Source organism: Candidatus Uabimicrobium helgolandensis (genome assembly GCF_041508025.1).
Taxonomy (GTDB): domain Bacteria; phylum Planctomycetota; class Uabimicrobiia; order Uabimicrobiales; family Uabimicrobiaceae; genus Uabimicrobium; species Uabimicrobium helgolandensis.
Genome location: NZ_CP165719.1, coordinates 7,975,798 through 8,001,042 on the forward strand (window position 1 = coordinate 7,975,798; position 25,245 = coordinate 8,001,042).

Genomic DNA, 25,245 nt, shown 5'->3' on the forward strand with positions numbered 1-25,245 from the left:
TTTTAGCTGTTCATTTAGATTAAAATAAACCAAAAAAGTTCCTACTTTTTTTACATATTTATTTATAGGAAACATATATGTCTAAAAAAAACTACACTCCTCTACTATTTTCAATTATCTCAGGTGCTGTTGCTTTTACAATAGCAAGTCTTCTCGTTTTTGCAACAGTAGCATTTGCTGAACGCCAACTATACCAAACACTCGGAATGCTTGGTGCATATGTTTTCTGGGTAATACTTTTTATTGGCAGTGGTGCAATTTTATTACATCGTTTAGTCAGAAGAGTGATGTCATTACAACGTTTTGCTACGGTATATGCCATTTCATTTTCACTATATTCAACAGCATGGATAACAAGTTATTTCTTTATGCGCAGTAACACAGGAGAATGGGTAGGTTCTGCAACGGGAAGTTTAAGTCTATCAATCACTCTTGCCATTGCTTTTCACATGCCCCAAAAAATAGTTTCCTGGAGCTTATTTTTCTTTATAACTCACTCATTAGGTTACTTTAGTGGTAGTTATATTTTTGAAATACTACATAATAGTAAAGGCATGATTCTTTGGGGAATCACCTACGGATTGGGAACAGGGGCAGGATTAGGTTTTATACTATACGATGTAAAAGAAAAACTCGTTAATGTAAAAAGTCAGTAGCTTGCGCTGCCCTCCTACTAGAGGGCTTACGTAATTTTCATTCAATCTGAAAACGACACATCAACTTAAAATTTTCAATAAACAAAACACTGCTTTTTTGATAAACTATACGCACCACGCTGCCCAAAACGAACGTCTATTTGCCCACCATTTGTTTCACCACTAAAATCAAATTTATAAATACCTTTTTCTAGATGTAAAGGTATATTACTCCAAACACCTGATCTTGTACTGACAAGCTTATTGTCGTTTATTGAAAATACAAATGCTCCTCCAGATAAAAGCTGAAGTTGGTATATTCCAGAAGAATTTATCTCTATATATGTTTGCAATGAAAAGCTAGTATTTTTCACTATTTTGTAAGCCGTGCGCCCTCGTTTAGTGATAGCTTTGACAATATGCGTTTTTGCGGGAGTTACAATGCGAATTCCCTTTGTCTTTTTCGTAGTTGGTAACTTTGACAAGCAAGCTATTTTTACCGGAGGTAATATTTTTAATGCCAAAGGTTTACTAAATACATAGTCTTTTCCTCGTATGCTCGCCGCTTGAAGATTTATATTTCCAGTTCCTAGCATCTGTGTATTTAAAAAAAATTTTTCGCCTTTTTTTGCTGCAGCTATTTGCCTATTATTGTGAAAGAGAACAACGTCATTTCCGTGGTTCGACCCGACCTTAAGATCAATATTTTCCCCCCAATGAAATTCTTTACGACGTAATTTTTTAAACTTAGTCCAATGCTTATTGTTATAAACATAAAAAGGAATAATAAAGCTTCCCTGCTCCTCTATATCACTGCTAGTAATAGCAACTACACGCATTTCATGAAAGCCATCGTTAAGAGTTTCACTATTAAATTGGAGCTGTGGTTCTATGGTTCGGGCGAGTAAACGACCATCTACAAATATACTGTAGTGAGCAATATTATTGCTTTTTTCGATATTTAACATAACAGTACCAGAAATTTTTTGGTATTTCTTTATACCAGTAACGCGTATTTGCGGAAACTTTGCCCAAGGTTGGCATAACGGATCTCCGAGAATAAGAAGCTGGTAAGGCCCCTGAACTGATTGATAAAAAGCTTCTGCTAGCGAACAACCACTCGCATAATAAACATGTAGCCATGGTGTCGGAAATTTTGCCTGAATCGCATACGGTTCCATAACTGTTCCGCTACTACCTGTAGCTCCATGTCGTAAAAATTCAGATATTGGCGTCTGCCCAGAAAATTCTTCTAGACGTCCTCCAAAACTTGTTAAATGTTCACAAATAGCGCCAGGAATAATTGTATTATTTGCTTGTTTCCAATTAAAATTAGCTGTACCAACTACCGATCCCAAGATGTCATTTTTATTTTGAGGAATAATACCCGAAATCACCTCTCCTATTTTTCCTATTTTTCCGAGTGCTTTGCAAACCTCAGGAAAAACCTTGTGGCGTGTTGTCGAACGAACATTGTTATTTCTATGAAAATAGAATGTTCCTTTTGGTTGTTTTCCATCAGTCTTACGACTTTCTTGTAAAAGATGAACTATCTCTTCAACAGAATTACCGCGACCAGTAGTAACTCCCAACATTGTAGATAGAATATAGCGAGGGCCTTTACGCGGATCTTTAAACATGCTGCCATTTCTATTCCACGCGTAATAGCTGCGAAAACCATGTGTAGGGAATGAAGTTGCCCGAAAATACCAATTGCTATAAAGAGCATGGTAGGGGGCTTTACTCATAACAAGTTGATAAAGATAAGTAAGACCAGTAATAGAGCCCAGATGACCAAATGTTTTTGGTATTTGCGGAAAATCTTTATCAAAGCGAACACGCCACGGAAAATCACTTGAATATACAATGTAATCAATATGAGCTGCAACACCTCTTTTTTGCAAAGTTTGTATAACTGGTAATAAAATTTGTTGCCGAAAATTCTCCACAGAAATTTCTTCTATATTTTTTTGGTAGTCGATATAGATAACATTTTGCTTAGGTATTTGTCTCTCAAAAATAAATGTATTGGCGATAGTAAGTGATGACCAACTATTTTGATTGACAACAATAGCGACATTTTGCGCGCCACCACCGCAGTATGCTAGGCAACAAAGACTTGACAACATCAACAAAACTTTACACATAAATTACTCCCATACCTATTTAGAATCAATTTTTACTATAATCAATGAGAACTTTTATTCAAAATATATTACAAATAAGCGTAGTAACTAAAATTGAATCTCGAAGAAGCTAAGTGACAAAAAAAGTTCAAAAAAATTTAAATTTTTTTGAACTTTTTTGTGTTTCATTACATTTATTATACAGAGACTTAATATTTTCCAGTGTAAGTACTAATAAGCTCAAGAAATTTTGGATTTTTCTGCAAAGACAACCAGGGGTCTTTATCAGTTTGTAAAACGCGATCAGAGTTAGTAAAACCATTATTAAATGCTAATTCTAGATTATATAATGCTTTTTCACTATCTTTATTAGCATAAAAACGCGACAAACAAAAATACCCCCACTCAGGATAAATTTTTTGAATCTTTGTGATCCATTTTAATACTGTGTCTGGGTTTTGAGGATAGTAAAGAAACGCTATATTTTCATAATCGAGTTCAAGTGGTTTTACATCTAATATTTTGTTTATAAATATTTCTTTTTGATAGGTGCTTTTTTCTGCATTTTTCAGACAAAATGAAATGTAGTTAGCACGTTCCTGTTCCCATAGAAATAAAATTTCTCGATAATAATAGCCGATATTTTGCTTTATCATAAAATCGTCTTGTTGAAAATACTGTTCAACAAAAACAACAAGGGCACTTGCTATTTTATACAAGAGATTTTCTATTTGAGAAACTTGCTGTTTATCATTGTTAGCAATTTGTTTTAAAATCATTTGGTGCAAGGTATAGTAATTGATAACTTCTTGCGTTTTAGTGCTGTCAACAAGAGCCACTTCAACAGAACGATCATTATTTTCAATAACCCACGAAGAGGCTTTGTTTCTTTTAATATTTTTCCAAAGATTTTGTTTTTGAATAATTTCGAGCTGTTGTTGTTTATTGTTATAAGCTAAATAGCCATGTTGTTGCGATTTTATATTTAATAGAGTACTTCCACTCAAATCATTTAATTTATTTAAACTTTTGACAATAGAAGAGATATCATCTATATCATTACTAATATTTTTTGATAGCTTTTCAACTTCCGAATGGATTTTTTTTTGGAAGTTTTCGGAAAAAAAAGTATCAATATACAAGTTCAAACTTTTGCGGTTTTTTATATTGTTTAGATGCGAAAAATTAAAATAAGCAGTACTGGTTTTCGTTTTCGTTTTCGTTTTCTTTTGGGTTTGTGTAGGACGTTTTTGATTTTTTTCTTTTTTTGCTTTAGCCCAAACAATTTTATTATTTGATCGCGCACGTTTTTTTTGTTTGGATGTATTGTTATTACTTGAATTAGGTATATAGTAACGCACTATAGCAAGAAATACACATCCTACAAAAAGCAATACTAGTAACTTTTTAGACATTTTAACCTCTATACATTGCAGAAAAGATAATATCAGAAAATAACGCTCTTAATTATATAAAAAACTAAATTCAAATGAAACTTGATAATAGGAAATAGTTATGTTACTCAAAAAGAAACCAAAAGGACTTACTCTAATAGAAGTAATGGTCTCGGTCGCTCTACTATCTATAGTTGCAACAAGTGCTGTTGCCATGTTTTTCAGCGGTCAAACTATGAATAAAATGAATAACGATAAACAAGTTGTTTACAAAGCTCTTCAAGAAGCCATCGACCAAGTAAAACAAAATATTGATGTTACAGCTGAAGATACAGGTTCACCATTTATACAAAGAAATGCTTTTGATGTTATCGGACTTAATGTGAGTTTAAAAGGTGCTTCTGATGCAGATCTTCATTTTGATGAAGATGGTGAAGACGTTGGTTCTGGCGAAGGTACTCAGTTAGGTCGCGTTGTCGTTGAATCAGTGAGTTTACAAAATCAAGTTGTCGGTTTACAAGCTTCAAAGTTGTTTCGAATTACTGCGGAAGTGAAAGCAAACTTTCGAAACGGTGGTGCATATCTCGACGAACGCTTAGTTTTATTCATCAAGAAATAAGGATTAAAAATGATAAAACAAATTAAAAATCAACAGGCTGGTATAACATTACTTGAAATAATCATAGCATCATCGTTATTTACATTCATGATGGGAATTACTCTCTCTCTGACATTTAATATACAAGATTTAACAAAAGCAGAGATCGATAGATCGCATTTGCAATCACAATTACAAGATGTTGTTGATAAAATAGTAAGTGATATTCGCGAAAGTAAGTGGCGTTGGACGTATGTAACTAATGCTTCTAATGGCGATCAAGCCGCAAACACTTTTTTTGTGTACCCAACAGGCAGAGATAGAAATGGAATATTCCATTTCCAAGAAGATGGGGCAGATGCTGGATTAACAAGATGGCAAGGAATGAGTTTGCTTGTTGCTATTCCTAGTGACAATGCAAATATTAATAATAGTGGTGAAACGCGTTTTGACTTATGGAAATTCACTCATTTTAGCCCAAGTATCATTCCTCTTGTCAAAGATGGTCCAGGAGGCACGGAAGATCTTGAAGACAAAGATGACGTAGTACTTCTTGAACCAGGTAAACACGCAGATATAACTATTGATGAAGACGAAGACGAAATATTTATTCGTGGTAATAACGGGGTGACACTTATCACTTTTAATAAAAGTGGTACTGTACAAGCAAATCAAACATCTCAATTACTAATGAAAAATGTCACTCGCTTCTTCATCAACGCAGAAACTGATGATGACGGGCAATTAGTTCTTCCCGAGGACGATAACAATGTTGCCAAATATCGCTTTCCTTTTAGTCTTGATATAGAAGCTTTCTATGTGTCGACAAACGTTAGAGTATCTCTTAGTACAGCAGTATTAGCTGAAAATAAGAATAATTTATAAGGAGTTCATCCATGTTCATAAAACTTAAAAACAAAAAAGGATCGGCACTAATACTTGTTATGACCTTAGTAATTCTAACAACATCTTTGTTGTACGGGTTATTGACTCTAAGTGTTTTTAACGCTCGAAAAAGTGACCAATCTATAAACAAACAAGCACTGCTTTTCCATGCACAGTCAGGCCTTGATTTTTTAAAAGCAATTGTAGAAGAACAAGTTGATCAACAAAACGACCTTGAATTTTTAGAAAACTGGGCTGATGCAACTGAAGATGATGATGAACCATATCTAACTTTTCGTCCTTTAGGAAACAATCAATTCCAATTTGTTGCACTTAATTCAAATGGAACAATAAACACTACTGGTAATATTCAACGCTTTTTGGTGATTGGTGAAGGTGCGGATAGTGCGCAAATTTATCTATCAATAAAAGAAACAGAAAATGATGATTGGTATAGACTAGAAGCGAGAGCTTGGAAAAATAATCGCGAAACAGTTATCATGAGTATGACATCGTTAAAAGGCAAAGAAATTTCGGCAACAGAATTCGCACGTTTTGTTGGCCAAGGTAGTTTGAGTCCCAATTCACCATCAGCTTACTATGACGGAGACCTTCATGTCGGAGGTGTATTGTCTCATATGACAACGAATAATAGTTTCTCCGGCTCTAATTTTAATCGTTATAACGGCGTTGTCACTGTACAAAACTGGGTGCCTCCTCTTCAAAACAATAGAATTAAAAGAAATTTAGCAGGACAAATAGTTGGAGATACTCGCGGAATTTCTCCTTTTAACCCTGCTTTTTCCGGTGGCCCTCTTTTTTTAGGACACGATAATCAACCAAGCGTACCTAACACAATTCTAGACGGAGAAGATCCTGCACAGATACCCGAAAATCCCGTACAGCAATTAACAGATTCGATAAATAGTTTGGGAAGCTCATTGCCATCTGATGATCGCAATATAAAATTTGATTACTTAGCTGATGATTCCGATTCTTTACAAACAAAGTCAGAAAAGAGTGACTTGTGGCGACTTTTCTCAGAAGGGCAAAGCGGAACCGATGTGAAGATGTTTGATCGCAACGGTGATGAGTTTACTTTTAGTGATCTTACTCCAAGTAGCAAAGATCAAGTTCAACCAAAAGATTCAACAGAGGAAGTTCAACAAGGAACGGAACTTTTATCTAACGATGACTTAATTACCTCTACCATAAAGCTTGATGTAATTGATCAAGATTTAAAAGCAGATATAGCTGTGACTTACCGCACACGCGCCGGATCAAGCTCAAGATTTTCACATGTAACAGTAAAAACTACTCAGTCAGTAAAAAATGACACAACTTTCTTCACTCGTGGAAACAGCAATATTCGCGGTTTTTACGATAGACGATTGTCTGTTGTGGCCACCAATGTTTCAAATGTATTAGGTCCTGTTATTGCTGTTAATTCAGATGGAGACAAACGCTTTGGTGTCACAGAAGTTGATAGTAGTGGTAGTCCCGCAGGAGGAGTTGATAGTCCACTTAACTTTCATGATCCTATTGACAGTTCAGTAAGAGAAAGACACTGGGGCGGAAGAATAGAAGGAAACCAACGATTTGGGTATATCGATAAATTTGAGGCTGGACAAGAGGGTGATTTCACTTACTGGGAGCCATCCCAAATTGAAGGTGAGAGTGTAGTACCTGCTTTAGCACTAGTTGCGCAGGAACAAATTCTTCTTAGACAACCAGAGTTTTTTACTCAAGATGTAGATGACTTTGAAAAATACGCACAAAATCCAGAGTATCACGTCGCATTCATTGTTGCAAATGGCGAAGTTCATTCGCACAATGCATCAGATATTAATGATCACCCAATTACCCCTAGTGCAAATAACCGTACAGGGATAAATAGATGGAATTTCGGGGTTCAAGGTACTTCTCTAACAAGAAGAAATCTTGCAATGAGTGGTACTTTAGTTACAAGAGGTGGTTGTAGTTTGGGAAATACAACGAAAGCTCGTATTATCGCATACGACAAAAGCTTTCAAACCAATGTACCACCTAATGTACCGCTACTAGAAACACCTGGAAAAAACGTTGTTTTTGGGGCTTGGGCTGTGCTGATGAACTTTAGACAAAATGAAGATGATAGTAAAGATTTAGGTGTTAACATCGATGGCGTCAGTGAGAATGAATAAAATAAATATCTAAAATTGTAATCACAAATTTGCGATTAAGAGTTAAAAATTTAACTCTTAATCGCAATCTAAACAACAAAAATAAAATGAATACAGTAACAAAGGAAAATTATGAAAAATCTGCTCTTTGCATTTTTATGTTTGGTATTAGTGGTAACTGTAAAAGTTAATTTTTTTAGTTCTGCAACACCAAAACAACAAGCCAAAAACACTCAACAGAAAGTAAATCCAAACGAAGATGTAGTTGTATACAGTGATGGTTTAGAGCATACAGTTATTCGTAATAAAAAAACAGGAGAAGTAACAGAAACATTTAGTAAACCGCTAGGTAAAAAGTACCGCACACGAAATATACAATTTTCGAAAAATAAAGTAACAACTCCGAAATTTGATTCGATGCGTGGGTACGATGAATACCAAGATCATCTTAAAGAGAAATAAACTGTTAATTATTTTTGACAGGCTAAATTAAAACGAGGATTCATCGCCTCGTTATTTTTTTTTCGGCAATTATGATAAATATTCGTTATAGTATATGTACGCAGAAAGGGATCGCATATGGATATCGACAATTTAACTCTTGCAGAAATTGAAGAATTAAAAAAGAAATTGCAGCAGTGCGAATCACAGAAATTTGCCGAATACAAGGGACAGCAAGTATTGGGATTTAAGCTATCTCTTGTTAGAAGTCGTAGTTCTAAAAACAATAAGGTATATCCAGCTTGGAAAGCATATCGTTGCCACAAGGGAAAGCGTCATGTTGTTCATATTGGTAAAGATCCGCGTAATGCGCAAGAAAAGATTGCCAAATATGTTGATCGCCATGATGAACTTGAACAGTAGTGCAAATATTTCAAAGTGCTGTAACTCAATACTTGTAAAATTTTAAAATACCAGGAAGTTACATGGAAAAATTTCAATATAATCTTCTCTCTGTAGAAGAGAAAAATATTTTGTGTTTGTTAGCCATTTTACTAACCGAGTGCGAGCAGACAACTTTATATCAGTTAATTGGTGAATCACAGTTAATGAACTATAAGAACGAGCAAATGTCTTATCGCGATATTTCCAGTGCTCTTGGTTCTTTAAAACGTCGCGGCTTTATTTCACACAACAATGCATGCGAGAACAAACTGTGCGACAGAGTGATGTTCTATGCTAGTAAACGTCCAGAATTTACAAATATGATTCGCATTATAAAACAGGTCAATGCGAACTATAATATTCATTACTGGCCGCAACTTACCGCTTTATCTAATATACGTATTGCTATTTTTACCAATGATGAAAATCTATTGTTAGACTCAGCCAAAGAAATAAAAGATATTGCTCTTTATCAAAAGTCATTTATACAGATATATCGTTTGTGTGGTGAACTCGATTGGTGCTCTAAATTGCATCCTGTAGTTCGTACTTTTGTGCTCAGACAATTTATATCGTATAATCTACACCACTTAATTGCTATTGATGAAGAGATACTAAAAGCATTCTCTCACAAAGTAAATGATGATGAAGCTCAAAAATATTTATACAACGAACTGGTTGCCGTATATATTTTTCAAGGTAAATTTGCAGCCGTAAGCGATCTTTTGCCCAAGTTAAAAGAATTAGAACTACATACAAGCGTTGCTTCTCACTACTATATAAATAGTAGCCTTAGTACTGCCAAAGCTAATTTCACAAAAGCCTTAAAAGAAATTCGTAAAAATAAAATGCACCTTCCTGATTACTATGGAATTTTTCTAATTCTCTATCTTTTAGAAGATCTTTCACCGCGAAATAGTAAAACACTACAAAAAATACTCGATACACTCGCGAAAAAAGAACGTTCATTGTACGAAAGATCATATAAACTATTTGCTATTTTTTCTTCATGGCTACAAAAAGAGCAAGAAAACATAAAACTAGAGCCCTTGAACAATTTAAAAACACTGGATGATTTTTTCGCTTGCCTTCTAAGTTCATGGATGAACCAAGAAATCAATGAAAAAGCATTAGAAGATTTCATTGTACATTTACAAGAAAATGGCTATCTATGGCTAGCACAACAACTTGCGCAAATTTATCAAGGAACACGGCAATTCTCAATCCAAAGTTTCAAACAATACGATATTAGTCGACGTTTTTGCCAAGACGCACCATGGAAGAATATATTAGATCAATTAGAAGAACTATTAGAGAAGAGTAGCAACGTCGAAAAACGTTTGGCTTGGTTCATAAAACCAGGTGCAAATTTTTGTACTGTTGTTGTTCGTGAGCAGAAACGTCGTAGTGACGGAACGTGGAGCGAAGGACGAGAATTACAAATTACTCCTGAACTTGAAGAGGAATATTTTTCTTTTCATGACAAGCGAATTATTCTCGCCTACTTAGAAAATAAACATCACTATGAGTATGGTAGCTGGAAAAAAGTACTGCTTGAAATGGCAGACCATCCTTATGTATTTCACGAAGAATTTATGTATAAGATTTCTATAGAAAAATCAGCGCCTCAGTTACAACTCACAAAGAAAAAAAGCGCTATCCATATGGCATTTTTGGGCGAAAACTCTAATGATAATATCACTTATAGCAAAGAAAGTGACAACAAAATTTCTTTAGTAAAATTCGAGAAAGTACATCGCGAAATAAGTGATATTATTGGTGGACAAGGATCATCTTTTCCAATAGAAGCGGAAGGTAATTTTAAAACGGTTATTGAAAATATTTGTCGTCGAATGACCGTTCATACCTATTCAAGTGATCATGTTTTTGCAGAAATCAAAGAAAACGATAGTAACATTTATGTACGTCTAGTACCATGGGAACATGGTTTTCGCATTACTATTGTTGTAAAACCTTTAGGAAAAAAAGGACCTGTTATTGAGCCTGGTGAAGGTGGTGAGGTCATTGTTAGTAGTATTGATGGTAAAGAATATCAAACGAAACGAAATTTAAAACGCGAGAAAAAACGCTTTAATGAAATATTAGACAAATGTCCTATCCTAGAAGATGAGATTCATTATAACTGTGAGTGGGTAATTAACGATGTTGAAAAATGCTTAAGCATTTTATTGCAACTGCGCAAAATCAACTATATAGTGATTGAGTGGCCACAAGGTAAGAAAATAAAAGTACACGAGCAAATATCTTGGGATAATCTACAAGTAAATATCCGCAAAAAAAAGGACTGGTTTGAAATTTCTGGCCAAGTAGAACTTGATGATGCGAAGGTTATTGAAATGCAAAACTTACTCATTCACATCGAAAACTCACAAGAAAACTTCATTGCATTAAGTGACAACGAATTTGTGATGCTTACCTCTGAAATGCGCAAAAAATTACAAGAGCTTTATAGTGTTAGTGAAAATACAGGCGAAGCTCTTCGCGTTCACCCTCTTGCAGCGAATTTACTACACGCATCACTAGCGGAAATAAAAGATCTGGTTGCAACTAATGATTGGATTTCACAGATAAAAAAAATCAAGAAAATTACCACAAAAGACCACAAGGTCCCTGCAAAACTCAATGCCACACTCCGAAATTACCAAGAAGAAGGTTTTTCTTGGTTGGCAAGACTTTGCGAATGGGGTGTTGGCGGGTGTCTTGCTGATGACATGGGCTTGGGTAAAACCGTCCAAGCTTTGGCAATTATGTTACAGGAGTCCCAAAAAGGTCCGTCCCTTGTTATAGCTCCGACTTCTGTTGCTATGAATTGGGAAGAAGAGGCGCATAAGTTTACCCCTGATTTAAAAGTTAATTTGTTCACATCTACTTCTAAAAATGAAGAACTTCGCACACTAGGAGCAAAAGATCTCGTAGTAACAAGTTACGGTATGTTGCAAAACCGCGCTGATGTTTTTTCCGCTATTTCATGGCAAACAATTGTACTCGATGAAGCACAAGCGATTAAAAATAGCTATACCAAGCGTTCACAAGCCGCCATGGAACTGCAGGCTCATTTCAAATTCATCACCACTGGCACACCTATTGAAAACCACCTAGGTGAATTATGGAATCTCTTTCATTTCATTAATCCAGGCTTTTTAGGAAGTAAAGAACTATTTCGCAAAAAATATATTGTTCCGATAGAAAAAGATAACAGTCCAGAAAAACGCAATGCCCTAAGAAATTTGATCAAGCCTTTTATCTTAAGACGCCTCAAAAAAGATGTCCTTAAAGAATTGCCACCACGTATTGAAAATACACTTTATGTAGAAATGAGTGACGAGGAAAAAAGTTTCTATGAAGCTCTACGCCAAAGGGCCGTAGAAAAAATAGATATTCTCAACGATAACAGAGAAAAACAACATTTTAAAATACTTGCTGAGATTATGAAATTGCGCCGCGTCTGTTGTCATCCGCGTTTGGTAGACAAAAATACGGAACTCTCTAGCTCAAAGATAGAGGTCTTTAGCAATTTACTTACCGAAGTTTTGGCGAATAATCATCGTGTTTTAGTTTTTAGTCAATTTGTACAATATTTGCATATCATTCGCGATTTTCTCGATACAAATAAAATTTCTTATCAATACTTAGATGGTTCAACACCTCAAAAAGAGCGCCAAAAAAATGTTAAAAATTTTCAAAAAGGAATTGGCGATGTATTTCTCATCAGCTTAAAGGCTGGAGGAATGGGGCTAAACCTTACTGGAGCTGATTATGTAATTCATATGGACCCATGGTGGAACCCTGCAGTAGAAGATCAAGCCGCAGATCGCGCACACCGATTAGGGCAAACCAAGCCAGTGAATATATATAGATTAGTAACGAAAGATACTATCGAGCAAAAAATATTACAGCTACACGGACAAAAAAGAGAACTTGCAGAAAGCGTATTAGAAGGTCGTGAAAATCCAGGAAAAATAAATATGGATGAAATTCTACATCTACTGCGCGGCGCGTAAATATTTTAAGGATATACAAATGGATAAAATTCCTGGCCCGAAAGGGCGCTTTCTTAGTGGCAGTGTATTTGATATCCGCAAAGACCTATTCGGTTTTTTTGAAAAATCAGTTGCAGAATACGGCGATATTTTTAAGTTCAATGCTTTTCACATTAAATGTTATGTTTTAAATCATCCTGACTATGTAGAAGAGCTACTAGTAAAAAATCATACAAAAGTTCGCAAACCTTGGGATTTAAGACAATTAAGTGTTGTTCTCGGAAAAGGCTTACTAACAAACGAAGGTAAACCATGGTTAAAGCAAAGGCGCGCAGCACAACCGTCTTTTCAACGTCAGCGAATAGCTGATTACGCCGAATCCATGGTAAAACATATCAAAAATACTGTCGACACGTGGCAAGATGGCCAAGAATTAGATATTCATAAGGAAATGATGGACGTTGCACTTTATATTGCAGGGGAAACACTATTTGGAACGACAATTGATAATATAGAACGCGTAGGTGAACTGCTTGATTTAGCAATGAATCAATTTGCAAAGATGATCGGTGGTGCACCTCTTCCTCTTTGGTTCCCAACACCAAAAAACATCAAAATGCGCTGGCTGACATATAAATTTGATTTCGCAATCATGGAAATTATTCGCGAACGTAAGAAAAATCCACAGTCCAATGACTTGTTATCACATTTAATTAATATCAAATACGAAGACGGATCACCCATTAGCGATCAACAAGTACGTGATGAAATAATAACTCTTATCGCCGCAGGACATGAAACAACAGCAATTACTTTGTCATGGACACTATATTTAATTACCCAACATCCAAAAGTAAAAACGCAACTTTTTGAAGAAATCGACATGGTATTACAAGGAAAATTACCATGTGCTGATGATATGCAGAAACTCCCTTACACAGTTGCTGTTATTAAAGAGGCGATGCGTTTCTATCCACCAGCGTGGGGACTAGGGCGTGAAGTTATCGAAGATATAGAAATTGCGGGAAAAAAAATAGAAAAAAATGCACAAGTATTTATGCTGATGTATATAATGCACCGTGATCCACGTTTTTTTGAAAACCCCAATGATTTTATTCCTGAAAGATGGACACCGCAATTTGAGAAGCAGTTGCATCGCTATGCTTATTTCCCTTTTGGTGGTGGCCCGCGTTTGTGCATAGGTAATCATTTTGCAATGATGGAAGCCACTTTACTCCTCGCCTATATGTTACAACAATGCGATTTTGAGCTAGTAAAAAAACATAATGTCGTAATGCATCCATCAGTAACATTGCGTCCCAAAAATGGCATTCGCGTAGTTATCAAAAAAAGATAAATAAATAGGACTGTCATCGTTCAAAGCATTGTCTATTTTTTTTGAGGCTTCTTGCATTATTTGACTTCATTCATTTAAATGATAACACGTCCTAAATAAATATTCTGTAACAGCGTATAATCAATTAAGTGAATGAAATCAAATAACATTTTCTCATAGTGGTCTTTAAAAAATATATATCATTCACTTGATTTCTGTCTTTGAAAAATGAGCTTTTGGCTTTTATTTGCCACTGCGTGAGCAGTTAAAAACGCTAGCTTTGCTATCTTTACTATTTTTGATAAACTAAGTAAATCCCAAGTATCAGAAGGACGATGATAGCCTTTGTGTTTTCCTCCAAAAAAATAAATCACAGGAATTCGCGCGCGATAAAATCCTGTATGATCAGATTTTCCTAAACGAAAGTTTACAGGATGCCCTAGTTTTAAACCGACATGCTTATTCTGTTGTTGATGAATATAATGCAACATTCTACTTGATTCAGAAGCAACCGCAAAAACATGATTAGGGTCATTGCGACCTATCATATCAAAATTAATCATCAAAACCGTATCTTTCAAAGAGATCAAAGGTTTGTCTATATAACTAAAAGAACCCACTTTCCCCATTTCTTCGGCATCAAAAGCAATAAAGATAATAGTTCGTTTAGAGACCAGCGTCGTTTTCGAAAAAGATTGAGCTATACTAAGTAAAGCACTTACTCCGGAAGCATTGTCATTAGCGCCATAGTATATTTCATTTCCCAACTGTCCCAAATGATCATAGTGTGCGCCGATAACGATCGCTTCTTTCTTTAATTCTTGGCCGCCACCTGGGATAACACCAATAACATTGCGTCCTATCCATCGACCTGTTGGAATTATAGTAGATGTCGCGCTAATTGTTTGTTCTGTAAAATCAATAGATTGTGGCAAGCACTCTTTATCTATTTTTTTAGCTAGTAAATGTAAGTTATCTAGTGAAATAGCTGTGATTTTTTGTAAAGCTTTTCTTGTTATTTGTAGAACTGGTATTTCCGCTTTTATAAGAAATTTATTTTCCGGTGCTTTTAATATTTCTTCTGTTTCTAAGTCACGACGCCATCCTGCGGGATTTTCAACAATAAATACAGCACTTGCACCATGTTTCTCTGCATTCTTTACTTTATATTCCAATGTCCCAAACTCTTTTGCTGCCGAAATACGTGAAAACCAATGATTTGAAGCATAATGCCAAGGAACTCCAGAAAAAATAATAACAATCTTATCCTCTACGTCAACATTTTCGTATTCGTCAAATTGTAAAATAGAAGATGAAATACCGTAGCCCACAAGCGTAAATGAAGTAGAAAAACTATTATCTTGTATACTTAGAGGAGTATAATCCACACCACACTCAAACTTGATAATCTTTTTCTCTTTATTTATCACCTTCATTTTTCCAGATAAACTACTCTCGTCAAATATATGGAATGTCTGAAAATAACTTCCAACTTCCCCCCCAGGAAGTAAACCAATCTCTTTAAATTGTCGTGCTATATATTCTGCCGCTTTTCGTCCACCCTCTGTTCCCGCTTCCCGTCCAGCGTATTCTTTAGAACTTAGTACACGAATATGTTTTTCAATTTGCTTAACATTGATATAATTGATACTTTGTGGAACAGCAAACTGATCATCTGTTTTTCCTTTGCATGCGAAAAGAAAAACCACCAAAAATAAAGAAATCGTTTTTTTGCTCACCATAAATCTCCCTAAAGATTTATCAAACCACTTAACTTCACAGAAACCAAATATTACGATTTTCAATAAGCATGCTAATAGGGCGTGTCATCATTCAATACAGATAAAAATATAACGAATTCATTTAATGATACGCCAGTAGTATTGAGCCCGAGCCCGTTTGCGAGCCCGAAAACTTTTTGAGAGCGACAGAAAGTGATTTATTGGTTCAATACTAGTTTTTTGCGATGGAAAAAGAAACTTTGCTTCTTTGATAAATTGTTAGTGAAAGTTTCGGAAACGGGCTCGCAAACGGGCTCGGGCTCGAAAAAACACACAATATTTTGAATGATGACGCCCTAGTATAAAAAATATTAATTACCTCAGAATATTATGGTTTGTTGGCAAGATTTGAAAGTAAAGATTATTGATTCGAAACGGAAAATCTATCTATAAAGTAAAACTATCAGTACAAAGTTTGTATTAAGAGTTTACTTTTTTTCATTTAAGTGTTCAAAGATGACTTTCGAAACTTTTTGCGCAAGATTTACTTTTTCTTTCCTCGTTTTTTTCTTTAACATCTCTACAAGATTTTCATCTCCAACAGTAGTATTTATCATCTCTAGATAAATAGATAGAGAATCCAATATAACTTCTCCCATAATATCTTGAACATTGGCATTATCATCATATATTTCGTGATTATTTTTTACTGCTAAAATGCGTAAGTTTCGCAACTCTTCTGATTCAATATAATTAATTTTAGCATCGTATAAGTGTAGTAAGAGTCTCGCCGCGAGATTAATATAATAAGACATAGTTAAACCGTTATTCTTAATAACATTGTTTACTTCACTGTAGCTACCTAATTCGAAAGATATTTTTTTGGAATTAGGTTTTGATCTTTCTTTCGTGTCCAAATTCATTACAATTCTCCAAATAATTTATTATGAGAAAATGTTTATACATTTTTTTATGTCTTGCGACATATCAAGAGCAGAAGAATAACGCTTTTTAGGGTTTTTATTTAGTGCTTTAGTACATATATCGTCCACTTCTGGTGGTACTTCTTCTTGCTCATCAGATGGAACAGTGTGTTCATCATAGACAATACTGTGAAAAATACCTGTTAGTGATTTTTCTTTGATGTATTTCTCGTATGTAACCATTTCATACAGTACTGTGCCTAAAGAATAAACATCTGTAGATTTTGAAACACTTTTTCCCATAGCCTGCTCTGGTGACATGTATGTAGGCGTCCCAAGAAGCGCTCCGCGTTCTGTAATTTTTAGAGAAGAATCTATTTTTTTTAGTAAGCCAAAGTCAACAATCCATGGTTCAATGTCGTAATCTAGAATAATATTTGCAGGCTTTATATCGCGATGTATAATCCCTTGATTATGCATAATATTAAGGTTTTTTGCAAGTTGGTAAACAATTTGTAAGCTTTTTTTAATATCCAAACTACGCTGGCTAATAACTTTATCCAATCCTGTTCCATCTATAAACTCCATGGTGTAAAACAGAAATTGATCTCGTTGTTTGAAATTATAAATTTCAGGTATTTGCAGTTTATAATTCTCTTTTTTTAATCTTGAAAGACTTTGAGTTTCTTGATAAAAGCGTTGAATTACATTTTTGTTAGGTACATTTTTTGAATATATTATTTTCAATGCTTCTAAGCGTTTCAAAGTTAAATTATAAACTTTTACAACATAGCTTGTCCCACCCTGGCCAATAATACCCTCAAACTTGTATTCACCTTTTAGTATTTCTTGTAGTTGAGATAGCAAGAGATTTTCACTCAACAAGGTTTTTTTCATTACCACATCCTTTAAACACGCAAAATTAAACAATATGTTGTTATCTTCACTTAAAAGCATAACTTATAATAGTGATTGACAGGAGTATTTGCAATTAATTTGCGCAAAGTGAATTTTTATTTTAATGAAACAAGATATCCCGCAAAAATAGAAGAAAAACGCCTGTTTAGTTCTTAAGCGAACAGTACAAACTTCACTCCACTAGCGTAACTAACAATAACGTTAACCTTACAGCGTTTTTCATTTCAACTAGTGTAAGTTGTAAATTATTTGTAATGGAAATCAATTCTATACGTTCGAACTTTTTCTTCGAGAGAAATTACACGCGTTTCGTTAAAGTTGCCTATTTGTAAATTAACAAGTAGTGTTTTACTCGTCGCTTGGCCAATATTAACTCCTGAAACCTTGAAACGAAGAGTGTGCTTGTCCAAATCAATGGCAATAGGAGCTTTTTTGCTTTCCATAATAATACCAGTTACTCGCTGTTTCTTTTGCGCCAAAGTGCCAAGAGCAATCATTTGTATCTTTTCAAACTCTTGCAGTTAGCTGCAATTACGAATTCAACTCTTTGTGTAGATTTTGGAGTAATTCGAGTGTTGTTTGGTTTATATCAACATTGGTTTCTACTACTCCATAACGCACAGATTCACAAGTTTCTAAAAAATTTCGCAATTTATCGGATGTTTCATTACTGATGCGATCTTTAAGAGTTTGTAGTAACTCATCTGAGACCAGGGCTTCTTCGTTTAAATTAAAATGATCGGCGACATAACCTTTAATCGCGTCTAGTTTCATCTCATAATTTTTTTCTGCACTTGCATTATTAGAAACCAGAAGCCGTTGCTCTGTGCGACTAAGTGCTTTACGCTTTCGTTGAAAAACTAGATCGCTTCCCCATTTTTTTTGATAAAAAACAAACATGAGCAAGAATGCGTAGGTTATAGGCATAGCGAAAACAATAATATTGTGCCAAAGCTGTATACCTGTGGCTTGTTCTTGCAGCGCATCTAACCCTTCATAGTTGGCGAAAAGTCCTTCTTCGGTCTCGGTAGCTATATTCTTTTTATCCGTCTTCTTCGTTGCTTGAATAATTTCTTCTTTTGAAATCGTTTGTACTTCTTTGATTTCTATTGGAATTTCTTGCGAGAAAATCGTAGTGTAATCGCGTTTTCTAGTATCAAAATATGAAAAAGATATCTTAGGAAATTTATCTGTTGGCTGATGGGCACGTATTGAATACTGAAATTTACGACTATTCGTTGTCGTTTCCATATTGATATTATCATCGTACACTTTAAATGTACTACTTATTTGAGTTTGTTCAGATAGCTTAGGTGCTAATATGCTGTCTAGCTTTCCTGATCCGCTAATTGTCACCACTAAGTCCAAAAGATCACCTACATAAGCTGTTTTTTTGAGAATTTTTGCTTGGATATTAAAATGTCCTACAGTACCTTTAAAATCCTGTGGGCGATTCTCTGTAGGCATGTCGGTTATTTCAATAGTCAGTGATTTTCCAGCAACCTGTACACGTTTTCGAGGTGTAAAGTTTTTGGCGGTAGATACCAGTACAATTGTCCCACTTAAAGAAATCGGTTCAAAAACATAAACGCCAGTATTTTTTGCTTCAAATGCTCGCGAAATTGTATACTTCACATAATCGTTTGTTTTGCCGTTTACTTCTTCTCTTACAAACTCTTTAGACAATTTAAATTTCGCTTTTGTTGATTCAAACGAAAAAAAAGAGCCTTCGAGAGCAATACCGTTTATATTAAACCCTACACCATCGGACTCAGTTAAATGTGAGTTAAGTACTTCTTTCCAGTCTTGCGCCTTTAAATCTTTATACTCTTTTCCTATCCATGGAATTTTAAGCTGTGGCGGACTTTGTGCAAATATAGGGTCGCGGTTTAACCAATTAGTTCTAGAACCTCTTATGTAGATTTCGGCTGTTACTAAGAAAGTTTCTCCCATAAAGTATTGCGACCGTTGTGATGCAGTTTTAACAAAAACATTTTCTCCTGTTTCTGGACCAGAGACACTAAGAGCAACACGATTACTGAAAACGGTAGTACCGTTAACTGTAACAGGAATTCCTTCAATACTATAGTTCCCTGGTGCTTTTGGCGTTAATCCATATACAAAAACATGTCCCCTAAAAACTACACGCTTTATTTCGTTATTGATCATAGTAACCTGTTCAGAGTTACGGCTTTGATCTGTTATTTTTTGTACAACAAAATCCTTATCAAGACTTTGTAAGTTAATTTTAGAATCTCGCTCTCCACCAGATACAAAAACATAAAGTTCTGTTCTTTCTTTGAAAAATATATCTTCTTTACTTAATTGAATTTTCGCAGAGACTTGCGCCAAAATAAATGTACTTGAGAAAAGAAGTAATAGTGCGATATTTTTACCAATCATTGTCTACTCCTACAGAATCACCACTATACATACGTTTTTTTTCTTTGTTATCTTTCATACGTTTTTTAATTTTCTGCAACATTTTTGCTGCTTCATTTTTTGACATTTGCTTTTTCTGCTGTTGTTTTTGCTGCTTTTTATTTTGCTGCTTTTTATTTTGGTCTTTTTTCTGCTGCTTTTTGTTTTGCTGCTGCTTTTTGTTTTGGTCTTTTTTCTGCTGCTTTTTTTGTTGCTGCTGCTTTTTCTTTTGTGCTCCAAGTTTTTCTGCTATTTTTTGTAGTGTTTGTAATGCTTTTTCTGCTTGTTCTTTCCCGTTTTGTTGTTGCTTTTTTTCCGTGGATTGTTTCGCTTCACCTTGTTCTTGCAAAGCTTGTTTCGTTAACTTTTTTATCGCTTCCACATCTAACTTTGGTATTTTAGGTTGTTGCTTTTGTTGTTGAGGCTGTTTATTTTGCTGTTGTTTTTGTTTTTCTATCTGAGTTATTAACTCTGCAAATTTTTTCTCAAAGAGATTTGTAGAAAGTATCGCCCATGCCTGGTGTTCGTCTATAGTTCTCCACATAGAATCACCACTAACATCGATAGATAAATCACTTAACGCTAAAGATTGTAACAGTATATCTTCTGATATTACTAAATCTGCTGATGCCATTAATTCCCAGAAAGGGTCTAATGAAGTTAGAAAATCTTGCTGATCTTTGAGAACACTCGAATCGTTTTTTTGCACTTTACTATGTATGTTATCTAAAGCGCTTTTTAACATTTGCATCTGCATAGTAAAGGCTTGTTTGTGATTCTTATCTTGGACAGCCTTCATTTGTTCTTTTAACTTAGCAGACAATTTATCAAAAACTTCGAGCTGTTGTTTTTGCTGCTCGGCTAATTCCTGTAAACTTTTGTTTTCTCTAATAAAAGTTTTACTAACATGATTTATTACTATTTGATTCTTTCGTAGTTGTGCCAAGAGAACTTGCACAGTTTCTTGCTTTTCTTTTTCTTTTTGTTGTTTTTTGTACTGCTGATCTATGAAGTTTTTGAGAGCCAATTTTACAAAACGTAAATTGTGTAAAGTTGTTGGGTCATTTTTTTTATATTCAAGTGCTTTACGAAAATGCCGTAAACTTTGCTGCAAAAGAGTAATGATCTCTTTTGTTTTTTCAGATTTTTTTGTTATAAGTTCTTCTGCTTCTCGATAATAAGAACAACCTTCGTTAAAAGTGATTCGAAATAATTGTTTTTTCTGAACATCATTTTCAACATTATAAACTGCTTGCCCATAGTATTTCCGAGCTTCTTCCCATTTGTTTTCCTTATACGCAGTATTCGCTATATTATACAGTAGAATACTATTTTCAGGTGAAACTACTTCTGCTTCTTGAAATTTTTCCTTGGCTTTTTCATATGCACCACTTTGATACAATTTTGCTGCTTCTTCGTTAAGCGTATGCGCTTCACTATTCTCGTTCGAACAACTACAAAATAAAACACACATAACGAGTGCCGTAACAATAATTTTTGTTCGCGTACTACCTTCCATAACTAAACTCTCCAATACCAACAGTAAAAAACCGATCAATACAAATATCTGATATTGTTCTTTCTTACGTGGCTTTTTCGCAGATTGATGACGTTTTGCTTCCATTTGAGCAATGTAATCCTGGTAAACGTTAGCCATATTAATATTACGCGTTTTTACAGGAAAATACACGCCCCCTTTAGTCGCTAAAGAAATTTCTCGAAGAAGTCTGTCATTTAAACGCGACCAAACAATTTCTCCTTGACTATTTCTCAAATATTCTTTGCGACCATCAGCTGTCGTAACCGGTATTCTTGCTCCTTCTTTATCGTCACCAAAACCTACAGTAAAAATGGTTATATTTTTTTTCTGTGCAAGTTTTGCTGCTTCTAAAGGAGCTGTTTCATGATCTTCACCATCTGTTATCAACAAAATAGCCTTTGTTCTATTTGGTTCGTTATTCTCCTCTGTAAACCAACTACTTTCAGGAGATTCTTCTCCTAGTAAATTCACTCCTTGGCGAATAGCATCCCCTATCGCTGTTCCTCCTAAAGCAACAACTCCCGGATGGCATTCATCAAGAGCCCATTTGAAAAAATTATAGTCCAAAGTTAAAGGACAACGTATCTCCACACGTCCAGCAAAAGCAACAAGAGCTACACGATCCCCCTTCAAAGCATCGACAAGATCTTCAATATCTTTTTTGGCGCGTTCAATTCTTGTTGGCTGCACATCTTCAGCTAACATGCTTTTTGACAAATCAAGCAAAACAACAACGTCGCGACCATAATTTTGGACTTCTTGAAAATACACTCCCCATTTCGGACGAGCAGTTGCTAAAACAATAAACAAAATACCACAAGAAAAAAGAAGCATTTTCCATACACGTGTATTCCACTTTCTTGAAGAAGCTATTTTTTTTAACATTTCATCTTTTGCAAATTTCTGTACAGCTTTATCTCTCGAACGATAACTTAAATATAATAAAAAAAACACCAGTGGAACTATACACAAGAATGCTAAAAACATTTTGTTAGTAAAATCCATAATGTAAACCTTTCTACGGTACTTTTCTTAGAATTGTATTTACAAGGAGCTTTTCAAGCAAAATAATCAGAATCCCTGCTATTAAGAACCATAAATAAAGTTCTTCGTACTGCAAGTAAGTCACTTTGATCTCTTGTTTTTCCAAGGTATCTATCTCTTTGTATATATTGCGTAATTGATCTCGTCTACGAGCGTTAAAGTACTTCCCACCTGTAACTTTTGCAATTTCTTGTAAAGTTTGTTCATCTATAGGTATATGCATTAAACGGACAATGTTTTCTCCAAAAGCATTTTTTACAGGAAAAGGCACTTTGCCATTTGTTCCTACACCAATAGTGTATATCTTGATCCCTTCATCACGAGCAACTTGTGCACTTTCTAGTGGATCACTAACTCCTGCAGTATTTTCACCATCGGTTAGTAATACTAAAACTTTACTTTTTAAAGAGCTATTTTTTAGACGTTCAACAGCTATTGCAATAGCATCACCAATCGCCGTACTAAATTCATCTTGGTTAACAATTTGATTATTTTTATCGTAAATAGGTTTAGGTATTTCTACTTGCTTTTCTAAAACACCAACAAGAGCGTTGTGATCCAATGTCAACGGGCACTTAGATTCAGGATATCCACCAAACGCTACAATTCCAATAAGATCATTCTTTCTACCATCCATATCATTATTATTACCCATCACAAAATCGCGAAAAACTTCCTTGATCACGTCTAAACGATTTTGCTGTTTGCTTTGTGTAGAAAAATCCAAAGCACGCATACTACCTGAGACATCCACTGTCATCAGAATAGCAATCCCCTCACTAGTTACTTTTGTATTGTCGTTTCCTATTTGTGGACGTGCAAGTGCTACAACTATAAGAAAAAAACCGCAAGCTTTAAGCAGTGGTAGAAAAAAATATGCACGAACACGCCAACTAGGACGAATATTTTTTAAATTGCGAATGCTTGAAAATTTTATCGCTGTTGATTTTCGCGGGAAACTCCACTTCATAATCAAAATAGGTAGCAAAATGAGTAGTAAAAAAAACCAAGGACTATTCCACACCATATTTGGCAAAAACAAATGAGTAACATATAAGAAAATGCCCATTAAACATATAAGTAAGATAAAATTACCCATTATCTTTGTGCGACGAAACATAACTTTCCTTCCAGGCTAATTTTTTATCTTTAGGACTATCAAAAAGCCAATAAATGCGTTTGTCAAATCACTTATTTCAAAATTATTTTTTTTTATTGAATTTCGATCTAGTATTTCTCTTGATATTGTATAAAATATTTCATAAAATATTCAAAAACAATCATAATTAAAATCTTTACACAAAAAACAACAAAAAAAATAAATTATTTGAGTTAAGTAGTTTATATAAAAAATATATTATAATTTGCTTTATTACAAAAATAATTTAAATGATTATTTTTTTGAAAGTCGTATACATTCAAACAAAAAATACCTCCTAGTTGCATTTTTTGTAGGATGTTTTAGCTCTTTCATCAAACCATTTTTTGAGTGAGAGTATGGCCAGTTTAAAAATCGAAATTACAAGAAACCTGACAGAAGTAGTCGAAGTTACAGGTCCTCTAACTATGGGACGAGGAAAAGAGAATGACATAATACTCTTAGATGGAATAGTCTCTAGACACCATGCGAGAGTATACTTTGACGGAGCAGATGTATTAATAGAAGACCTTAACTCAGCAAATGGCATATTTGTAAACGGGGATCGAGTTTTTTTAAGAGCGCTTCAAGACAAAGATGTTATGAAAATTGGGAAGACGAAAATATATTTCTCTACAGAAATATGGGACAGTCCTCCAAAAGTAATAGATCTTATGACCAATGATGTATCAATTTTTGATATGAATGAATTGGTAAATGCGCCTGATATTCAATTTAAGTTTCCTTCTCATGATGAAGCGATAAATCAAATATACGAAATTGCTAGGCAAAAATTCGAATTAGTAAACGAGCTTAGCGATCTAGAAAAAATAAATTTAGACGCTGCCTTGAACGAAGGAATAGGAAACGCCCAAAGACACGGGCACAAATATGAAGCAAGTCTACCCATCGAATTTCGTTATATCCGAAAAGACGATCGACTTATTATGCGTGTAACAGACCAAGGTGAAGGTTTTGATTACCGCGCAGAACTACGTCGGAAAAAAGAGGGAAATGCTGTTGATGAGGCCAGAAAACGATATCAACAGGGTGGATATGGTGGTTTAGGAATTATGCTCATGCTAAAATGCGTTCATAAAGTAGAGTATAACAGAAAAGGTAATCAGGTTACTTTAACAAAATTTTTAGGCGAAGCAGCTGAAAGATTTCAAAGAGAGCAACAAGAAGAAATCAATGAAGATAAGAAACAAGAAGCTGCAGAAGCAAATTCCGATCAAATGGAACTTCAAGGATTTGAAATTTCTGGCGATGACGATGATACCACACAAGGAAAAGAAGGTGGATTTGTTATTCAACCAGATTAATACAATTCAATAATGCCAAAAACCATTCTTCTATGCAGAAGAATGGTTTTTTTTATATCCTAAGAGATTAGAAAAAATCATATCCCTTTTATTGTAACTTAAACACACCTCTTTATAAATTCCTCTCAATACTGCTAGGAAATAGTAAATTTTCAGAAAAATAGTAACTTTTACTGCTCGCTGGATCTTTCAC

18 protein-coding genes are annotated in these 25,245 nt (G+C 34.7%); 9 read left to right on the forward strand and 9 right to left on the reverse strand.

Annotated elements, in window-relative coordinates:
- Nucleotides 1-77 precede the first annotated feature (77 nt).
- Entirely contained in the window at nt 78-656 is a 579-nt protein-coding gene (locus UABHE_RS29370) for a hypothetical protein (protein ID WP_372366926.1), read from the forward strand.
- A gap of 74 nt (nt 657-730) precedes the next feature.
- Here the strand turns inward: UABHE_RS29370 and UABHE_RS29375 are convergent, their stop codons facing one another.
- On the reverse strand, nt 731-2,782 hold the full coding sequence (locus UABHE_RS29375; protein WP_372366927.1) for a TIGR03790 family protein: 2,052 nt from the start codon (nt 2,780-2,782) through the stop codon (nt 731-733).
- A gap of 188 nt (nt 2,783-2,970) precedes the next feature.
- Nucleotides 2,971-4,176, reverse strand: coding sequence for a hypothetical protein (locus UABHE_RS29380; RefSeq protein ID WP_372366928.1), 1,206 nt, complete (start codon nt 4,174-4,176; stop codon nt 2,971-2,973).
- Between the two features lie 100 nt (nt 4,177-4,276).
- Here UABHE_RS29380 and UABHE_RS29385 point away from each other — a divergent pair, with 100 nt between their 5' ends.
- The 7 genes from UABHE_RS29385 (at nt 4,277) to UABHE_RS29415 (ending at nt 14,043) form a co-directional block, all read left to right on the forward strand.
- Nucleotides 4,277-4,774, forward strand: a complete 498-nt coding sequence (locus tag UABHE_RS29385) for a type II secretion system protein (RefSeq protein ID WP_372366929.1) — start codon at nt 4,277-4,279, stop codon at nt 4,772-4,774.
- A gap of 9 nt (nt 4,775-4,783) precedes the next feature.
- Complete coding sequence (locus UABHE_RS29390; protein ID WP_372366930.1) at nt 4,784-5,638, forward strand: PilW family protein; 855 nt, start codon at nt 4,784-4,786, stop codon at nt 5,636-5,638.
- Between the two features lie 11 nt (nt 5,639-5,649).
- Nucleotides 5,650-7,821, forward strand: coding sequence for a hypothetical protein (locus tag UABHE_RS29395; RefSeq protein WP_372366931.1), 2,172 nt, complete (start codon nt 5,650-5,652; stop codon nt 7,819-7,821).
- Between the two features lie 111 nt (nt 7,822-7,932).
- Nucleotides 7,933-8,262, forward strand: coding sequence for a hypothetical protein (locus UABHE_RS29400; protein ID WP_372366932.1), 330 nt, complete (start codon nt 7,933-7,935; stop codon nt 8,260-8,262).
- Nucleotides 8,263-8,379: 117 nt separating this feature from the next.
- A complete protein-coding gene (locus UABHE_RS29405) occupies nt 8,380-8,664 on the forward strand; it encodes a hypothetical protein (RefSeq protein WP_372366933.1) in 285 nt (94 codons plus the stop codon).
- 62 nt (nt 8,665-8,726) lie between these two features.
- Nucleotides 8,727-12,707 carry a DEAD/DEAH box helicase gene (locus UABHE_RS29410; protein WP_372366934.1) on the forward strand — a complete coding sequence of 1,327 codons (3,981 nt, stop codon included), beginning with the start codon at nt 8,727-8,729 and terminating at the stop codon, nt 12,705-12,707.
- A gap of 19 nt (nt 12,708-12,726) precedes the next feature.
- On the forward strand, nt 12,727-14,043 hold the full coding sequence (locus UABHE_RS29415; protein WP_372366935.1) for a cytochrome P450: 1,317 nt from the start codon (nt 12,727-12,729) through the stop codon (nt 14,041-14,043).
- Nucleotides 14,044-14,222: 179 nt separating this feature from the next.
- Here UABHE_RS29415 and UABHE_RS29420 read toward each other — a convergent pair whose 3' ends face one another.
- From UABHE_RS29420 to UABHE_RS29450, 7 genes are all read right to left on the reverse strand, one after another.
- Entirely contained in the window at nt 14,223-15,764 is a 1,542-nt protein-coding gene (locus tag UABHE_RS29420) for a M28 family peptidase (RefSeq protein WP_372366936.1), read from the reverse strand.
- A 467-nt stretch (nt 15,765-16,231) separates the two neighbouring features.
- Nucleotides 16,232-16,666: a hypothetical protein gene (locus UABHE_RS29425; RefSeq protein ID WP_372366937.1), complete on the reverse strand. Its 435-nt coding sequence runs from the start codon at nt 16,664-16,666 to the stop codon at nt 16,232-16,234.
- 21 nt (nt 16,667-16,687) lie between these two features.
- Nucleotides 16,688-17,563, reverse strand: a complete 876-nt coding sequence (locus UABHE_RS29430) for a serine/threonine-protein kinase (protein ID WP_372366938.1) — start codon at nt 17,561-17,563, stop codon at nt 16,688-16,690.
- Between the two features lie 266 nt (nt 17,564-17,829).
- Nucleotides 17,830-18,081 (reverse strand): hypothetical protein, encoded by a 252-nt coding sequence (locus tag UABHE_RS29435; RefSeq protein WP_372366939.1) that lies wholly within the window; start codon nt 18,079-18,081, stop codon nt 17,830-17,832.
- Nucleotides 18,082-18,115: 34 nt separating this feature from the next.
- Nucleotides 18,116-19,987, reverse strand: a complete 1,872-nt coding sequence (locus UABHE_RS29440; protein ID WP_372366940.1) for a BatD family protein — start codon at nt 19,985-19,987, stop codon at nt 18,116-18,118.
- The gene (locus UABHE_RS29445) at nt 19,977-22,550 is read right to left on the reverse strand and encodes a VWA domain-containing protein (protein WP_372366941.1); all 2,574 of its coding nucleotides are present in this window, start codon (nt 22,548-22,550) and stop codon (nt 19,977-19,979) included. The genes UABHE_RS29440 and UABHE_RS29445 overlap by 11 nt, the downstream gene beginning before the upstream one ends.
- Before the next feature lie 13 nt (nt 22,551-22,563).
- On the reverse strand, nt 22,564-23,709 hold the full coding sequence (locus tag UABHE_RS29450) for a VWA domain-containing protein (protein WP_372366943.1): 1,146 nt from the start codon (nt 23,707-23,709) through the stop codon (nt 22,564-22,566).
- Nucleotides 23,710-24,086: 377 nt separating this feature from the next.
- Here UABHE_RS29450 and UABHE_RS29455 point away from each other — a divergent pair, with 377 nt between their 5' ends.
- Nucleotides 24,087-25,052 (forward strand): ATP-binding protein, encoded by a 966-nt coding sequence (locus tag UABHE_RS29455; RefSeq protein WP_372366945.1) that lies wholly within the window; start codon nt 24,087-24,089, stop codon nt 25,050-25,052.
- The last annotated feature ends 193 nt before the right edge of the window (nt 25,053-25,245 follow it).

Bases quoted from the DNA above. Each gene is read 5' to 3' on its own strand.
- UABHE_RS29435 (WP_372366939.1), bottom strand. From the start codon at position 18,081: ATGATTGCTCTTGGCACTTTGGCGCAAAAGAAACAGCGAGTAACTGGT.
- UABHE_RS29425 (WP_372366937.1), bottom strand. From the start codon at position 16,666: ATGAATTTGGACACGAAAGAAAGATCAAAACCTAATTCCAAAAAAATA.
- UABHE_RS29410 (WP_372366934.1), top strand. From the start codon at position 8,727: ATGGAAAAATTTCAATATAATCTTCTCTCTGTAGAAGAGAAAAATATT.
- UABHE_RS29440 (WP_372366940.1), bottom strand. From the start codon at position 19,987: ATGATTGGTAAAAATATCGCACTATTACTTCTTTTCTCAAGTACATTT.
- UABHE_RS29405 (WP_372366933.1), top strand. From the start codon at position 8,380: ATGGATATCGACAATTTAACTCTTGCAGAAATTGAAGAATTAAAAAAG.
- UABHE_RS29400 (WP_372366932.1), top strand. From the start codon at position 7,933: ATGAAAAATCTGCTCTTTGCATTTTTATGTTTGGTATTAGTGGTAACT.
- UABHE_RS29415 (WP_372366935.1), top strand. From the start codon at position 12,727: ATGGATAAAATTCCTGGCCCGAAAGGGCGCTTTCTTAGTGGCAGTGTA.
- UABHE_RS29430 (WP_372366938.1), bottom strand. From the start codon at position 17,563: ATGAAAAAAACCTTGTTGAGTGAAAATCTCTTGCTATCTCAACTACAA.
- UABHE_RS29455 (WP_372366945.1), top strand. From the start codon at position 24,087: ATGGCCAGTTTAAAAATCGAAATTACAAGAAACCTGACAGAAGTAGTC.
- UABHE_RS29445 (WP_372366941.1), bottom strand. From the start codon at position 22,550: ATGGATTTTACTAACAAAATGTTTTTAGCATTCTTGTGTATAGTTCCA.
- UABHE_RS29420 (WP_372366936.1), bottom strand. From the start codon at position 15,764: ATGGTGAGCAAAAAAACGATTTCTTTATTTTTGGTGGTTTTTCTTTTC.
- UABHE_RS29450 (WP_372366943.1), bottom strand. From the start codon at position 23,709: ATGTTTCGTCGCACAAAGATAATGGGTAATTTTATCTTACTTATATGT.
- UABHE_RS29385 (WP_372366929.1), top strand. From the start codon at position 4,277: ATGTTACTCAAAAAGAAACCAAAAGGACTTACTCTAATAGAAGTAATG.
- UABHE_RS29380 (WP_372366928.1), bottom strand. From the start codon at position 4,176: ATGTCTAAAAAGTTACTAGTATTGCTTTTTGTAGGATGTGTATTTCTT.
- UABHE_RS29370 (WP_372366926.1), top strand. From the start codon at position 78: ATGTCTAAAAAAAACTACACTCCTCTACTATTTTCAATTATCTCAGGT.
- UABHE_RS29375 (WP_372366927.1), bottom strand. From the start codon at position 2,782: ATGTGTAAAGTTTTGTTGATGTTGTCAAGTCTTTGTTGCCTAGCATAC.
- UABHE_RS29390 (WP_372366930.1), top strand. From the start codon at position 4,784: ATGATAAAACAAATTAAAAATCAACAGGCTGGTATAACATTACTTGAA.
- UABHE_RS29395 (WP_372366931.1), top strand. From the start codon at position 5,650: ATGTTCATAAAACTTAAAAACAAAAAAGGATCGGCACTAATACTTGTT.